Genomic DNA, 15024 nt, shown 5'->3' on the forward strand with positions numbered 1-15024 from the left:
GGATTGGACCATGCTGAGATATATCGCAATGCGGGGGCTGCTCGCCGTTCTCGTTGCCTTCACCGTATCGCTCGCCACGTTCTTCCTGTTGAACGTCGCGACCGATCCGGCACAGGCCATCGCGGGCGAGGACGCGCCGCCCGAGGTCGTCGAATCCATCCGCACCCGCTATGGTCTCGACCGGCCTCTGCCCGTCCGCTACGCTGACTGGCTGGGCGGCGTCGTCACCGGTGATTTCGGTGAAAGCTACTACTGGCATAAACCCGTGGCTGCGCTGGTCGCCGATCGCGCCGACAAGACAATCACGCTCGCCCTTTCGGCGCTCGCGGTCACGATCCTGATCGCCATTCCGTTGGGTGCGCTCGCCGCGCTCAACCCGAACAGCTGGATCGACCGCTTCGCGCTCGGTGTCGCCGTGTCGGCACAGGCGGTACCGAACTTCTGGCTCGGGCTGATCGTGATCATCCTGTTTGCCGTCACCATCCCGATATTCCCTGTCTCGGGCGACGACAGTTGGCGGCATTACGTCCTGCCGGCCTTCGTGCTGGGCGCATCCTCCGTCCCCGCCGTGATGCGGCTGACCCGCACCGGCCTGATAGAGGTGATGAGCGCCGACTATATCCGCACGGCCCGCGCAAAAGGCTTCCGCGGCTGGCAGCTCCTGCGCCGCCACGCGCTACGCAACGCGCTGTTGCCGGTCATCTCCGTTCTCGCCGTCCAGTTGGGTCAGAAATTCGGCGGCTCCGTCATCACCGAGAGCATCTTCGCCATCAACGGGCTCGGCCGACTGGCGCTGGAATCGATCCTCGGCGCCGACATCCCGACCGTGCAGATGCTGATCTTCGTCTTCGCGATCGTGTTCGTCGCCATGAACCTTCTTGCCGACATTCTGAATGCGGCGCTCGACCCGAGGATACGCATCGGATGAGCGACACCGAGATCACCTTCGCCATCGTCGAGGCGGATAGCGAACCCGAGGCGCTCACGCCCGGCCAGGTCTTTCGCCGGCGCATGGCCAGCCATACCGGCTTCCTGATCGGCGCCGGACTGATCGCGGTGATTGCACTCGTGGCGATTTTTGCCCCGCTGCTCGCGCCTCATGATCCTTTCCAGCAATCGCTCTCGACACGCATGCTGCCGCCCGTCTGGTCTGAAGGCGGCACCTGGGACCACCTGCTCGGTACCGATCAGAATGGACGCGACTATCTGAGCCGCCTGATCTACGGCACCCGCGTGTCGATCACGATCGGCCTCGGTGCCGCGACCATCGGCCTCCTGATCGGCGTCACCCTCGGCGTGCTCGCGGGCTATTTCGGCGGTTGGATCGACCATATGGTCAGCTTCCTGCTGACGGCCCAGCTCGCCCTGCCCGGTCTGTTGCTGGCGATGGCGCTGGTCTTCATCATCGGCCCATCGATCTGGGTGGTGATCGGCATTATCGGCGTTCTGCACTGGACCTATTATCTGGTCGTCACGCGATCCGCGACGCAGCGCATACGCAGCCTCGATTTCGTCGCGGCGGCGACCGCCTCCGGCGCCGGTCCCCGCCAGATCATCTGGCACGAGGTCCTGCCGAACCTGGCCTCGCAGATCATCGTGATCTTCACCTTCGAGCTCGGCATCGCCATCCTCGCGGAAGCGAGCCTGTCCTTCCTCGGTGTAGGCATCCAGCCGCCGACCCCGTCCTGGGGGCTGATGATCGCCGAGGGCAAGCAGGCGATGTTCTACCGTCCCTGGCTCGTCGTCCTGCCCGGCATCTGCCTTTTCCTGCTGGTGATCGGAGCCAATCTGATGGGCGACGGGCTACGCGATGTCACCACGCCAGAGGGTCGCAACGGATGATGAGCCTCCTTGAGATCCGCGGCCTCTCGGTCGCGCTGCCTCTGCCGTCGGGAGCCCTTCACGCAGTCCGCGACGTCGACCTCACGTTGGACCGCGGCCAGTCCATCGGCATTGTCGGAGAAAGCGGCTCCGGCAAGTCCATGACGGCCCTCGCCCTGATGCGGCTCCTGCCGCGCGGCGCCCGCTCCACGGCCAGCCGGCTCGAATTCGACGGCATCGACCTGGGGGCGCTTGAGGATTCCGCCTTCGCCCGGGAGATCGCCGGTCCGCGCATCGGCATGATCTTTCAGGAGCCGATGACCTCGCTCAATCCGGTCTACACGATCGGCCGGCAGATGACCGAAGCGGCCGTCTCCCGCGGGCTTCTCTCCACGTCGGTGGCGCGCAAGAAGGCGCTCCACCTGCTCGACCGCGTGGGCATTCCCGATCCGCAGATGCGCCTCGGTCAATTCCCGCACCAGATGTCGGGTGGCCAGCGCCAGCGCGTAATGATCGCCATGACGCTGATGCTCGATCCCGAGCTCCTGATCGCCGATGAGCCGACGACGGCGCTCGACGTGACGGTGCAGGCGCAGATCCTGGATCTGCTCGACGATCTCCGGCGCGAACGCGACATGGCGCTGATCCTGATCTCGCACGATCTCGCTGTCGTCGCGGAGCGCACCGATACCGTCGCTGTCATGTATGGCGGCGAAATGATCGAATGGGGTATCGCTGATGACGTGCTGCACGCGCCGGCACATCCTTACACGCAGGCGCTGCTGCACGCGATTCCGCAGGTCGGCGCCACGCCTTCACGCCTCGCTGCCATTCCGGGAACCGTACCCTCGCTGATGCGCGCGCCGAAGGGCTGCGTCTTCGCGCCGCGCTGCGAGCACCGTCGCGAGGACTGCGTCGCGTCCCGGCCGCCTTTGCGCGCAGGCATGCGCGACCACGCCTGGCGCTGCATGCTTAAGGCACCGCCGCAGACGAGCCGTGAAATGGAGCCGCTGCATGGACATGGCGCAGCGGAAGACGCTGACATCGTGCTCGCGGCAAGGGACATCACCCAGGTTTTCACCACCCGCAAGGCGCTGTTCGCGCCGAAGCGCGATATCACGGCGCTCAAGGGCGTGTCGCTGGAACTGCATCGCGGCGAGACGCTCGCCCTGATCGGCGAGAGCGGGTCGGGCAAGTCCACCCTTGCCCGCATTCTGCTCGGCCTCGCACAGCCGACTTCCGGTAAGGTCACGATGCTCGGTCGCCCAATCGTCGAACTTTCGCCGATAGAGAGGGCAAGCTTCGTCCAGCCGGTTTTCCAGGACCCCTATTCCTCGCTCAACCCGCGCCGCCGCCTGTCGGAGATCATCGCCCGTCCGCTCTGGCTGCGCGGCGATCGGAACGCCGCCACGCGCGACGCGGCTGTTGCGGAAGCAATGGACCTTGTCCGCCTGCCGAAGCGGCTCCTCCACGCCTTTCCCTCGCAGCTTTCCGGCGGCCAGCGTCAGCGTGTGGCGATCGCCCGCGCACTCGTCACCCGGCCCAGGGCGCTGGTCTGCGACGAGCCGACGTCGGCACTCGACGTCTCCGTCCAGGCCCAGATCCTGAACCTGATCGACGACTTGCGCGCCGGGATGGGCCTGACGTGCCTGATCATCACCCATGACATGGCCGTCGTGCATCAGGTAGCCGACCGGGTCGCCGTCATGTTGGAAGGCCGCATCGTCGAGGAAGGGCCGGCGCGTCGCGTGCTCACTGCCCCCGAAAGCGACTACACCCGGCGGCTTGTAGCCGCCGCGCCGCGCTTCGAGGCAAATTTCCTTCAGCCAGAGGTCGCGCAATGAATGTACCCGCCCAGGGACTGACGCCCCTGACGCTTTTCTCACGCGAGACGCTTTGGCAGTCCTGGCTCGACATAGAGGCAGCCCTTGCGGAAACGCAGGCCGAGCTTGGCATCATTCCCGAATGGGCGGCGAAAGACATTCGCGCCGCCGCCGTCCTCGAGCAGATCGGCGTCGAGGCCCTGGAAACCGACATCCGCCGCACCATGGCGCCCGTCCTGTCGCTGACGCGTCTCCTCGGCAAGGCAGCCGGCGAGGCCGGCAACTACGTTCACTGGGGCGCGACAACGCAAAACGTGATGCAGACGGGGCGCATCCTGCTGATCCGCGAGGCCGACCGCGCCATAAGGAGGGTGCTGTCGGGCGCGCTCGACCGGCTCGCGGAACTCGCCTCAAAGAACGCGGACACGCTGACAGTCGGCCGGACCAACCGGCAGCACGCGCTTCCCATCACCTTCGGCTTCAAGGTGGCGGGCTGGATCGAGGAAATGGCGCGTGCTGCCGAACGCCTTGACGGCGGCGGCAAACGGCTCTTCGCACTCCCTTTCGGAGGCGCCGTCGGCGCGATGCACGCCTTCGGTAACGAGGGCCGTGAAATCAATCGCAGGCTGGCCGCTCGCCTGAACTTGCGTGAATTGCTTGTGCCGGGCCGCGCCATTAATGACCTCTTCGCCGACTATGTGGTGCAGCTTTCCCTTCTGGCGATGACGCTCGAGCGGATCGCTTCCGAGCTTTATCTCCTGATGACGCAGGAGATCGGCGAAGTCTTCGAGACGCTCGACGCTGGGACGGTGGGCTCCTCGACCATGCCGCATAAGGTCAATCCGAAGTTCGTGGTGAAGGTCCTTGCCGAGTCCGCCGAGTTGCGCGGGCTTGCCGGCACGGCACTGGAAACCGGGCGGTCGAGCCACGAGGGCGATGCGGCGGCCAATCAGTTGCTGAGCTCCGTTCTCGACCGTGCGGTACCGCTCGCCTGGACGCTGGCGGAGAATTTCGACCGGCTTCTGTCCCGCGTCGCGGTCAATGCTGAACGTATGGCAAAAAACGCGCGGATGAGCGGAGGCGCCATCGCCACCGAAAAGCTCATGATGCTGCTCGCACCGAAGACCGGCCGCGCGGCCGCGCACGACCTGATCCATCATGCGCTCGATGGCCACCGGCAGGACCCAGACGACGTCGCCGGGACGCTAGCTTCGGACGAGACGCTCCGCGCGCACATGGAGCCCGGCGGAATTTGCGCGGCGCTCGACCCGGCCGGCTATTGCGGGGACAGCGTGCGCATCGCACGTGAGGCGGTGGAGATGGCAAGGCGGCTCTCGCGCGAGTTCGCCTCGGCCTAAATCAAGTAGAGCGTTTCGGCGATCTCTGGATGCGCGTCGCGTTGGTCGTCCAGATGGGCAGTCAAAGCATCGAGGAAAACCTCCGACAGTTCTGCCCGCGGCCCTTTTGCATGAATGCTTGCATAGGTGGTCCAATGGTCGCTCTCGAGCGGCCGCATTACCAGCCCATCCATTGCCGCGAGAGGAAGGCAAACCGGATCGATCAGCGTCAGCCCCAGGCCTTGCCGGACCATCTCCACGGTCACGAGGGTCGAACCGGTCTCGAAGGCGATGCGTGGCTTGAGCCCCGCCCCGCCCATGATTTCGTCGAGTCGTGTGCGCCAGCGCTGGCCGAGCGCCAGCGTCACCAGTTCTTCCTCTGCAAGCTCCCAAAGGGCGATTTGCGGCTTGGCCGCCAGCCGATGCGCCTGCGGCATCAGCACGCAGAGCCGTGAGCGCAGAAGCGGCATGATGTCGAGCGGGATGATCTCGTTTTCGACCGGAAGCGAGATGAAGCCGAGATTGTAGCCGCGCGCCGCCACCTTGCTCTCGATGTCGAACCGGCTCTCGACATGCAGGGTGCACTGGAAGTCGAGGCCCGATTGGCGCAGCCGCGCGATTGCCGGCACGACGAGCGCACTGGCGAGTGGCGCGGCCGTCACGACGGAGAGCCAGTCGCGCGCTCTGCGTTGAATGTCCTGTGCAATGAGCGGGATCTCGTCCAGCCCGTTCAGCGTGTTGAATATCTGCCGATAGAAGAGTGCGCCATCCTCGGTGAGCTTGAGGTTACGGCGTGAACGCGAGAACAGGGTGAGCGAAAGCTGTATTTCAAGCTGAGCAAGAAGCCTGCTCGCCGCAGAGGGCGAGAGATTCAGCCGGTTCGCCGCCTCGGAAAGCGATCCGGTCACGACGATATGCCGGAACAAGATGAGGCTGCGAAGGTTCATGGAGCTCGTGAATTGCGGAACAAACAACAGTCTGGGCTAAATTTGCACCCTCGTCAATTAACACGCCCTGCGAACTCGAGGGGCTGAAGGCTCGGTGAACTACAGTGCGACCTCTTCTAAAATCGTCCGATCGAGATGAGCAATCAAGTCTCGCCAAGCACGGCAACCAGCCAATCGGCGACGAGCGCGGTCTTCTCTTCGCGTTCGACCTCCACGGTACTATGAAGAAGGAGCCTCCATTGTCCTGCCTTTCGCTCGTCGCACTCCTTAAGCGTGAAGCGGCCGCGGATGCGGTTGCCGGTGCGGATCGGCGACACGAAGCGAACGGATTCAAAGCCGTAGTTCATGGACATAGCTACACCCCGTATTTCGCCAACCGCTTCCTTGAACATCACGGACAGCAGGGACAGCAGCAAGAAACCATGCGCGATCGTGCCGCCGAACGGTGTTACGGCCGACCGATCGGGGTCCACATGGATGAACTGAAAATCCTCCGTCACCGCCGCAAAGTCGGAAACCCTGCCCTGTTCGATCAGATGCCAGTCCGACACGCCCAGCTCGCGGCCCTTCATCGACTGCAGGTCGCCAAGATCGAACCGTCCGTTCCGCATCAGAAAACCTCGAACAGTCCCGCCGCACCCATGCCGCCGCCCACGCACATGGTAACGACGACATGCTTCACTCCGCGCCGCCGGCCCTCGATCAGCGCATGCCCCACCATCCGCGCACCCGACATGCCATAGGGATGTCCTATCGAGATGGCGCCACCGTCCACGTTCAAGAGTTCGTCGGGTATGCCGAGCCTGTCGCGGCAGTAGAGAACCTGAACGGCGAAGGCTTCGTTGAGCTCCCAGAGGCCGATTTCGTCCACTTCCAGCCCAAAACGCTCGAGCAGTTTCGGAACCGCGAAAACCGGCCCGATGCCCATCTCGTCGGGTTTCGTGCCAGCGACGGCCATGCCGACATAGCGGCCAAGCGGCGTGAGGCCCCGGCGCTCCGCCAGGCCGGCCTCCATGACCACGCAGGCCGAAGCGCCGTCCGACAATTGGCTGGCATTGCCCGCCGTGACGACCCCGCCTTCGCGCACCGGCTTCAGTGCGGCAAGTCCGCCCAAAGTGGTTTCCGGGCGGTTGCCCTCATCGCGCGAGAGCGTCACCTCGCGTTCGGAGACTTCGCCGGTCGCCTTGTCGACCATTATCATGGTGGCGGTAACCGGCACGACCTCTTCCTGGTACCGCCCCGCCTTCTGCGCGTCCGCCGTCCGCCGCTGTGACTGTAGAGCGTAGGCGTCCTGCAGATCCCGGCCGATGCCGTAGCGCGCGGCCACGACTTCCGCGGTATCGATCATGGGCATGAACATGTCGTCCTGCATGGCGACGAGTTCCGGATCCATGTCGACGCGGAGTTCTTTCGTTTGCACCGTCGAGATGGACTCCACGCCGCCCACCAGCACGACATCCATCCGGTCGACCACCACCTGCTTGGCGGCGGTCGCGATGGCCATGAGACCCGAAGAGCATTGACGGTCGAGCGTCATTCCGGGGACCGTGTGCGGCAGCCCTGCCCTCATTGCCGCGGTCCTGCCGATCGTGTGCTGGAAGCCCTGCGGCAGCGCCGCACCCATGAGGCAGTCGTCGATCTCGCCGCCCTCGACGCCCGCACGCTCGACCGCGGCGCGAATGGCGTGCGCCGCCAGCGTCGGCGCCGGCGTCCTGTTGAAGGCGCCGCGATAGGCCTTGCCGATCGGCGTGCGCGCGGTGGAGACGATGACGGCGTCGCGCATCTACGCCCCCTTGCCCGGGACGAACCCGGCCAGGGCCAATTCGTGCCTGTACTGAACCGCACCCTCTTCCGGCAGCAGATGCCCGGCCGTATCGGTCAATCGGTCCATGTGGGCGAGCACCTTCTCCGCCGCATCCTCGCCGGCGCCGAAATGCCCCCCTTTCGTCAGGACGATCCGGGAAGCCTCGAAGCTTCCGGCGCCCGCGCAGAGCACGGTCTTCGTCGGCGCGTCGTCGGCGACGAGCGCGAGAACCGCCGGGCTCACCAGCGCCGGATCGAGCGCTTCGAGCTGGTCCTGCGGCATCAGCCCTTCGAGCATGCGGGTTCCGGCCGTGGGGGCGAGGCAGTTCACCCTGATGTCATACTTGGCGCCCTCCAGCGCCAGGGTGTTCATCAGCCCGACAAGCGCCATCTTGGCGGCGGCGTAATTCGCCTGCCCGAAATTCCCGAACAGCCCGCTCGACGACGTCGTGAAGACGATGCGCCCGAACGCGCGCTCGCGCATGCCGGTCCAGACGACCTTGGCGCAGTGGACCGAGCCCATGACATGGACGTCGAGCACCGCCCGGAAATCCTCGATCTCCATTTTCGCGAAGGTCTTGTCCCGCAGGATGCCCGCATTGGCGACCAGGATGTCGACGCGGCCCCAGGCCTCGGTCGCGTCCGCCACCATCGCCTCGACCTGACCGAAGTCCGTCACCGACGCGCGGTTGGCCATCGCCTCCCCGCCCGCTTCCCGGATTTCCTGTACGACCCGATCCGCCGCGGCGAGCGACCCCCCGGTGCCGTCGACATTGCCGCCGAGATCGTTAACGACGACCCTGGCGCCGCGCCTGGCGAGAGCCAGGGCATGTTGCCGCCCGAGGCCTCCTCCGGCGCCCGTCACGATTGCGACCTTGTTCGTCAAGTCGATAGTCAAGTTGAAAGCTCCTGTGCAGGCCTTAGAAACGGCAGTGATTTTTCGAGGATTGCGCGGCTACATAAGCGACGGCAGCCACAGGCTTATCTGCGGGAAGAGCACGATCAGCACGATCAGTATGACATAGGCGATCCAGAACGGCAGCACGCCCATGAATATGTCGTACATCGGCACGTCGCGGGCAATGGCCGCAATCGCGAAGACGTTGACGCCGATGGGCGGCGTGACCACGCCCAGTTCCACCATGATGACCACCAGCACGCCGAACCAGACCGGGTCGAAACCCGCGCTCATGGCGATGGGGAAGAAGATGGGCACGGTCAGGACCAGCGCCGGCAGGGCGTTCATGAACATGCCGATGACCACGTAAAAAACCAGGATCGCCGCGATGATCTGGTATTTTCCCAGATCGAGCCCGATGACCAGTTCGGCAAGCTGCTGGGTCAGGCCGCTCAGCGCGATGAACCGGCTGAAGGCGGCCGCGAACATGAAGATGACGATGATTGCGGCCGTGAGGCGAAGGGTGCTGGCGATCGAGTCCCACAATCTCGCAAGGGCGAGACGCCGCGTCAGAAACGAAATCGTGAGCGCGCCGAAAACCCCCAGGCCCGCCGCCTCGTTGGGCGTGACCGCGCCGGAATATATACCACCCAAGACGAGCAGCATGAGTAGGAGTATGGGCCAGGTGCCGGTGCTCGACTTTAGCCGTTCGCCCCAGCTGCTTTTCTCGCCGCGTGGCGCAAGCTCGGGATTGAGTGCGGCGCGCACCGTGATCAGCGCGATCAGGATCACCGTGAAAAGGATGCCGGGCAGAATTCCCGCCATGAACAGCTTGCCGATGGAGACCTCGGTGACCATGCCGTAGACGATGAAGGCCAGGCTCGGCGGGATCATCACGCCGATGGTGGCCGCACAGGCGACGGAGGCCGTGGCGAGCTTCATGTCATAGCGGTAGGCCCGCATCTCCGGCAGCGCGATCGAGCCCATGCTGTAGACGCCGGAAAGCGTGTCCCCGACGATGGAGGAAAGCCCGGCGCAGGCGACCGTGCTGGCCGAGGCAAGCCCGCCCGGCAGATGCCCGATCCAACGATAGGCCGACCGGTAGAGCTCGGCGGCGAAGCCGGAGGCGACGACGATCAGTCCCATCCAGGTGAAGAGCGGCACGACGCTCCAGGTCTGGTCGCTCACCACGTCGATGGTGGTGGTCCCGAGGCTCGTCAGGCTGGCCGCGGGGGAGATCAGCATGCTGATGCCGACGAGGGCGGTGACCGCCATCGCCGCCGCCACGTGAACGCCCAGGAAGATGAGCAGGAAGCAAAGGCCGATGCTCATGAGGCCGCGGGCGCTTCGCGACAGCGGGAACGGCAGCGCGTCGGGGTGGAAACTCAGATAGACGATCCCCGCAACCACGATCCCCCAGATCAGGAGGATGACCAGCGAGCGCATGTCGGCGGCCCTGGCGACGGCGCCGAGTTCGGTCGCCAGGTTCGCCAGTAGCGCGAGCGCGAACAGGAAGACGAAGGCCGCGGCGGCGGCGACGAAGGGCCACTCCGGCAAGCCGAGCACACCGGTGACGATGCCGTTGCTCCTGAGATACGAAGTCTGCGCCAGGATCTGAAGCGCGGTGATCAGAATGGTGAGGAATGCCAGGAGCAGCCCGCCTGAAACGGTCGGCCCCCGCGCATATTCGGGCAGAGCCCGAAGGACGAGGTCGACCTGTACGTGGTTCCTCTCGATCTCGACCACGCTCAGCGTCGAGAGCACGACGAGGACGGTCAAGAGCCCCGTCAGCTCCATCCCGCCCGGCACGACGATCGCGAACAGGTTCCGCAGCGCCACGTCGGCCACCATCAGCCCCATCAGCCCGACCAGTGCGATGCCGCCGAGATAGAGCGCCACGCGACCGGGCCACGAGATCGCGTTCTTTAGACCGGCTCCGAGCGAATCCAGGAGATCGGAAATCCGCTCGTTGACCGCTGCGGACGGCGTAGCCTGCGTCACCATTTCCCTCTTGCGTCCGTTCCGCGGCGCGCCGTGCCGGCGCAAATTCCAATCTCGATCAGTTCCGGTCGTACAGCGTCATCAGGCGCACGGCCTCGTCGAGGATTTCCTGTCCGGGCAACCCCATCGCGTCCGCCTTCGTGACCCATTCGTCCCACTGAGGCCGCATCTTGGTCGCGAGTTCGGCCTGGTCCTCCGCGCTCAGGGTGAAGATGTTCTCCGGCGGGATATCGGCCGTCGCCGCCGCTGCGCTGTCGGTCGTGTTGTAGAAGAAATAGAGCGGCGTGATGTCGGCCAGATGCTTCTGTTCTTCCGGCGTCAGCCTGTCGTAGGTGTCCTTGTTCATCACCGAGGAATAGGTGCCGGGATTGAGGTTCAAGAGTGTGTGGTAGGTCGTGACCTCGTTGAGCTTGAAGTTGTTGACCCAGCCCCATGCCGAGAGAACACCGTCGATAGCGCCGCGCTGCAAGGCGAGATAGGCGTCCGAACCCACCATGACGGACGCGCTGGCGCGGAGTTCCTCGAGCACCTTGACGCCCGCCGAATCCTGCGCGCCGAAGACCTTGCCCTTGAGATCGCCGAGCGTCCTGACCGGCTTTTGGGTGTGCAGGTGGGAGCCCATGGCGACGAAAGTCGCAAGCTCGACCACGTTGTCTTGTTCGCTGAAGAGATTGCCCATCTCCGGGTATTCGTCCCGCAGGCGCCAGTAGACCACGCTGGCGATGGTCTGGTTCTTCGACAGGCCCGGCAGACTGAAAAGCTCCATCTGCGGAAACTTGCCCGGCAGGATGGGATGCCAGACGAAGCCGAGGTCCAGAAGCCCGGCCCCGGTCGCCTGCAGCCAGTCCTTGAAGGGCGTGACCGAGTTGGGTGGAAAGAACTGCACCTCCGCGCGTCCCCCCGTCACAGCCTCGATCTGCGCCGCGAACCGGCGGTCCATGTCGTTCCACGACGTCCCGTCCGGCGAGGCGAACTGCATCTTGAGCTCGATGCCATCCGCAGCGGCGGATTGGAGCGCCGGCGCGCCCACTGCGGCTCCGAGCGCGATGGCCCCCGCCAGTAGAATTTTCCGCATCTGCGTTTTCCTCCCGCTGATATATCAGCCGGTGCTTTTCGCAACCGACAGAGGTTATGCGCCATCGATGCGCTCCTCCAATCCAATTCGTAGACCTGATACGGCAAAAAGAAAAAATCGAAACTTTCTTCAATGTGATAGAAATTTCTGATGCTTTGTTCGAGGGCGCTGCCCGCATTTTGCAAACCTGTGTTGATCGCTGCGTCTCGCCGAGCCGGGCCGTTTGCATCGGATCAACCGGCTTTCACGCTCCGGGCGCAGCATTGAGCTGCGCCGCCGCCTGTCCCAATGCCTGCCTCAGGCTTTGCAGCGCGGCCATGTTCTCGTGCTCGGCCAGCGTCACGAATCCCACCAGGATCGGGGGGAGGCTCAGCGACGGCAGGTCGAGCGCGCACAGCTCCCCGCCGGCGACATGCGTATCGAGCATGAGCCGCGGCATGCAGGTGAGCACGTTCATCTCCCGTGCCAGGATCATGAGCGCTCCCGGATCGGCGGCGATCTCCATGATCGGCGTGGGAACGGCCATGCCGTGGTTCCTCAGCCCGGCCTCCAGCGCGATGCGATTGTTGGAATCGGGGGGCGGGAGCACCCACGGCCAGTCGGCGAGTTCGCCGAGCGACAGATCCTTGCGGCCCACCAGCGGATGCCTGATCGAGCAGGCCAGAACGAGCTCCGTGCGGATCAGCGGATCGTGGCGCAGAACCGAGATCATCTTCTGCGGCATCTGATCCCAATCGACACGCCCGACATAACAATCCAGATCGCCATCCCAAAGCGCCTGCAGCATGTCGCCGACAATGCCGGTGCGAAGCTTGAATCGCATGCGCGCGTTCTCGGCGCCGAGGATGCGCAGCGCAGCCGGCAGGAACTGGAACATCAAAGCCGGATTGGTGCCGACGCGCAGTATCGGCGACTGGTCCGCATGCAGTTCCGCGATCAGATGCTCGAACGAGGCCAACCCGGAGCGCGCGCGCTGCAATGCCAACTTTCCGGCCGCACTGAGCGCCACGCCGCGCGCGGACCGTTCGACCAGCGTGCCCCCCAGGGCGTATTCCAGGTCCTTCACCATCTGTGAGACGGCCGGCTGGGTGCGGTTGAGACAGGCACCCACCGCCCTCAGCGACCGGTGCTCGTCGATGAGTTCCAGCAGGCGGAGATGGCGCAGGCGCAGCCCGTCCAGCCGTTGCGGCGAATAGGTCATAAACCAAGCTTATCACGTTCAAGAAAGTTTCGACTATTTCTTTTGACGGGTTCGGCGCTAGGGATGTGCCGGAGGGAGTGCATCGAGGGAGGAAATCATGAGACGCGCCAACGTCACATCCGGCATCGTATTGGCCATCTTCGGCCTCGTCATGCTTTTCGCCGTCATTCCCGTGCATATCGCGCCGGGGCCGGAAGGCGTGATGTCGCCGCGTCTCGTGCCGGCGATGATGATGATCGTCGTGACGGGCCTGGCCGTGCTCCTGGTGATCACCAACTTGCGTGCGGAGAGGCGATCCGGGCCGGAAGCCGGCTCCCCCGTCTCGCGCTCGGCACTCATCGCCTTGCTCAAAATAGGCGCCGTCTTCGCGTTGGCGATTGTCCTCTACCTCTGGCTGTCGCCTTTGGCCGCGGGGGCGGCACTGATCATCGGTGCGCTCGTCGCGCTCGGCGAACGCCGGCCGTTCGTCATCGTCCTGATGCCTGTCGCCCTCCTCACCGCTCTCTGGCTCCTTTTCTACAAGCTGCTCGGGACCGCGATCGTATGAGCGCCCTCGAATACCTGTTCGTCGGCTTTCAGGACGTCGTCGACCCGGGCATCCTGCCGTGGCTCACGGTCGGCGTGACGCTCGGCTATGTGGTCGGCGCTCTTCCCGGATTGGGCAAGGGAACTGGCGTCGCGGTCTCGATCCCCCTCACCTTCTACCTGGAACCCGTGGCAGCGCTCGGCATGCTGATAGGCATCGCCAAGGGCAGCGGCGCAGGAAGCGCGGTTTCGGCCATCCTCCTCAACACGCCCGGCGAGCCGTCATCGGCGCCGACAGCGCTCGACGGCTATCCGCTGGCGCGGCAAGGCAAGGCGCAGAAGGCGCTGAAGATGGGGCTCTACGCATCCGTCATCGGCGACTTCCTCTCCACTCTTATACTGATCGGCCTTGCCGCGCCGCTGGCAAGCTACGCGCTGATGATCGGCCCGGTCGAGCTATGCGCGATCCTCCTCTTCTCGCTGACCTTCGTCGGCGGGCTTTCCGGGCGGTCGCTGACCAAAGGCTTGATCGCGGCCGCGTTGGGCGTGTTTTTCGCCACCGTCGGCTTGGAGGTGGAGACCTTCGTTCCGCGTTTCACCTTCGGGCTTCTGGAACTGGAGGACGGCATCTCGCTCGTGCCGATGGCCATCGGCATGCTGGCGCTGGCCGAGATGATCGTGCAGGCCGGCGACTTGAGAACGCTGGACGCCGAGACGGCGAACATAAAGGACGGCACGGCGCGGGAGGATCGCGTGGTGCTGGCTTCGGAATGGCGGCGGTGCATTCCGGCGATCCTGCGGGGCACGGCGATCGGCTCCGCCGTGGGCATTCTGCCGGGGCTCGGCGCAAGCGTCGGCTCCTTCCTGTCCTATGGAGCGACACAGCGCCTGTCCCGGACACCGGAAAAGTTCGGCACCGGCATGATCGAAGGCGTCGCCGCGGCGGAAAGCGCCGACAACGCCGTCGTCCCGTCCAGCCTCGTCCCGCTGTTCGCCCTGGGCATTCCGGGCAGCGTCATCGCCGCCATTCTCATCGCGGCCTTCATTCTGCACGGGCTGACGCCGGGGCCGCTGATGTTCAAGGAACAGCCGCGCCTGGTGGCGGACGTCTACGCCGCGATGATCTGCGCCAGCCTGATCATGCTGATCGTCGGCTGTACCGGCCAGCGTGTCTTCGCGCAGGTGATCAAGGTTCCCTTGCGGCTCATCATCCCCGGCGTGCTGCTTCTGTGCAGCGTCGGAGCCTATATGGAGACGGGCAGCATCTTTTCGATCTACGTGATGCTCTTCTTCGGCGTGCTCGGCTTCTTCGCGCGCAAGCTCGATTTCTCCTTCGTCACCTTTCTCATCGGCTTCGTCATCGGGCCGAAGCTGGAACTGAGCTTCCGCCAGTCGATCCAGATTCTCGGCCACGACATGACCAACCTGGTGAAGCATCCGATCGCGGTCGCCTTCATCTTTTTGACGATCGCGGTCGTCTGGTGGATTGGACGGGGGAACCGGCCGGCCGCCGCCGCTCGACACCTGGAGCCGGACGTGGCGGCGGCACCCCACAATACCGGCACTACTCGCAACCAAAAGGGAGGATAAGCG

General features: G+C 64.8%; 13 protein-coding genes. 6 read left to right on the forward strand and 7 right to left on the reverse strand.

The window, feature by feature from the left end; genetic code table 11:
- Nucleotides 1-10: 10 nt before the first annotated feature.
- The 4 genes from GM910_RS09215 to GM910_RS09230 are packed head-to-tail and all read left to right on the forward strand — an operon-like array spanning nucleotide 11 to nucleotide 5002.
- Nucleotides 11-928, forward strand: a complete 918-nt coding sequence (locus tag GM910_RS09215; RefSeq protein WP_159587230.1) for an ABC transporter permease — start codon at nucleotides 11-13, stop codon at nucleotides 926-928.
- Nucleotides 925-1842 (forward strand): ABC transporter permease, encoded by a 918-nt coding sequence (locus GM910_RS09220; RefSeq protein ID WP_159587231.1) that lies wholly within the window; start codon nucleotides 925-927, stop codon nucleotides 1840-1842. The genes GM910_RS09215 and GM910_RS09220 overlap by 4 nt, the downstream gene beginning before the upstream one ends.
- On the forward strand, nucleotides 1839-3665 hold the full coding sequence (locus GM910_RS09225; protein ID WP_159587232.1) for a dipeptide ABC transporter ATP-binding protein: 1827 nt from the start codon (nucleotides 1839-1841) through the stop codon (nucleotides 3663-3665). Before GM910_RS09220 ends, GM910_RS09225 begins: the two co-directional genes overlap by 4 nt.
- Nucleotides 3662-5002: a lyase family protein gene (locus tag GM910_RS09230; protein ID WP_159587233.1), complete on the forward strand. Its 1341-nt coding sequence runs from the start codon at nucleotides 3662-3664 to the stop codon at nucleotides 5000-5002. The genes GM910_RS09225 and GM910_RS09230 overlap by 4 nt, the downstream gene beginning before the upstream one ends.
- Here the strand turns inward: GM910_RS09230 and GM910_RS09235 are convergent.
- The 7 genes from GM910_RS09235 to GM910_RS09265 form a co-directional block, all read right to left on the reverse strand.
- On the reverse strand, nucleotides 4999-5928 hold the full coding sequence (locus tag GM910_RS09235; protein ID WP_159587234.1) for a LysR family transcriptional regulator: 930 nt from the start codon (nucleotides 5926-5928) through the stop codon (nucleotides 4999-5001). The two genes, GM910_RS09230 and GM910_RS09235, sit on opposite strands and share 4 nt — an antisense overlap.
- A gap of 143 nt (nucleotides 5929-6071) precedes the next feature.
- Nucleotides 6072-6500 carry a MaoC family dehydratase gene (locus GM910_RS09240; protein ID WP_281354878.1) on the reverse strand — a complete coding sequence of 143 codons (429 nt, stop codon included), beginning with the start codon at nucleotides 6498-6500 and terminating at the stop codon, nucleotides 6072-6074.
- A gap of 38 nt (nucleotides 6501-6538) precedes the next feature.
- Nucleotides 6539-7711 carry an acetyl-CoA C-acyltransferase gene (locus tag GM910_RS09245; protein ID WP_159587236.1) on the reverse strand — a complete coding sequence of 391 codons (1173 nt, stop codon included), beginning with the start codon at nucleotides 7709-7711 and terminating at the stop codon, nucleotides 6539-6541.
- Nucleotides 7712-8629, reverse strand: coding sequence for an SDR family NAD(P)-dependent oxidoreductase (locus GM910_RS09250; RefSeq protein ID WP_159587237.1), 918 nt, complete (start codon nucleotides 8627-8629; stop codon nucleotides 7712-7714).
- A 57-nt stretch (nucleotides 8630-8686) separates the two neighbouring features.
- Nucleotides 8687-10630 carry a TRAP transporter large permease gene (locus GM910_RS09255; RefSeq protein ID WP_159587238.1) on the reverse strand — a complete coding sequence of 648 codons (1944 nt, stop codon included), beginning with the start codon at nucleotides 10628-10630 and terminating at the stop codon, nucleotides 8687-8689.
- Nucleotides 10631-10688: 58 nt separating this feature from the next.
- Complete coding sequence (locus tag GM910_RS09260) at nucleotides 10689-11705, reverse strand: TRAP transporter substrate-binding protein (RefSeq protein ID WP_159587239.1); 1017 nt, start codon at nucleotides 11703-11705, stop codon at nucleotides 10689-10691.
- A 244-nt stretch (nucleotides 11706-11949) separates the two neighbouring features.
- Nucleotides 11950-12906: a LysR family transcriptional regulator gene (locus GM910_RS09265; RefSeq protein WP_159587240.1), complete on the reverse strand. Its 957-nt coding sequence runs from the start codon at nucleotides 12904-12906 to the stop codon at nucleotides 11950-11952.
- Between the two features lie 97 nt (nucleotides 12907-13003).
- On the opposite strand from GM910_RS09265, the gene GM910_RS09270 reads away from it, so the two are divergent.
- Nucleotides 13004-13453: a tripartite tricarboxylate transporter TctB family protein gene (locus tag GM910_RS09270; RefSeq protein WP_159587241.1), complete on the forward strand. Its 450-nt coding sequence runs from the start codon at nucleotides 13004-13006 to the stop codon at nucleotides 13451-13453.
- The gene (locus GM910_RS09275; protein ID WP_159587242.1) at nucleotides 13450-15021 is read left to right on the forward strand and encodes a tripartite tricarboxylate transporter permease; all 1572 of its coding nucleotides are present in this window, start codon (nucleotides 13450-13452) and stop codon (nucleotides 15019-15021) included. The genes GM910_RS09270 and GM910_RS09275 overlap by 4 nt, the downstream gene beginning before the upstream one ends.
- The last annotated feature ends 3 nt before the right edge of the window (nucleotides 15022-15024 follow it).

This window comes from Chelativorans xinjiangensis (genome assembly GCF_009812055.1).
GTDB classification, from domain to species: Bacteria; Pseudomonadota; Alphaproteobacteria; order Rhizobiales; family Rhizobiaceae; genus Chelativorans; species Chelativorans xinjiangense.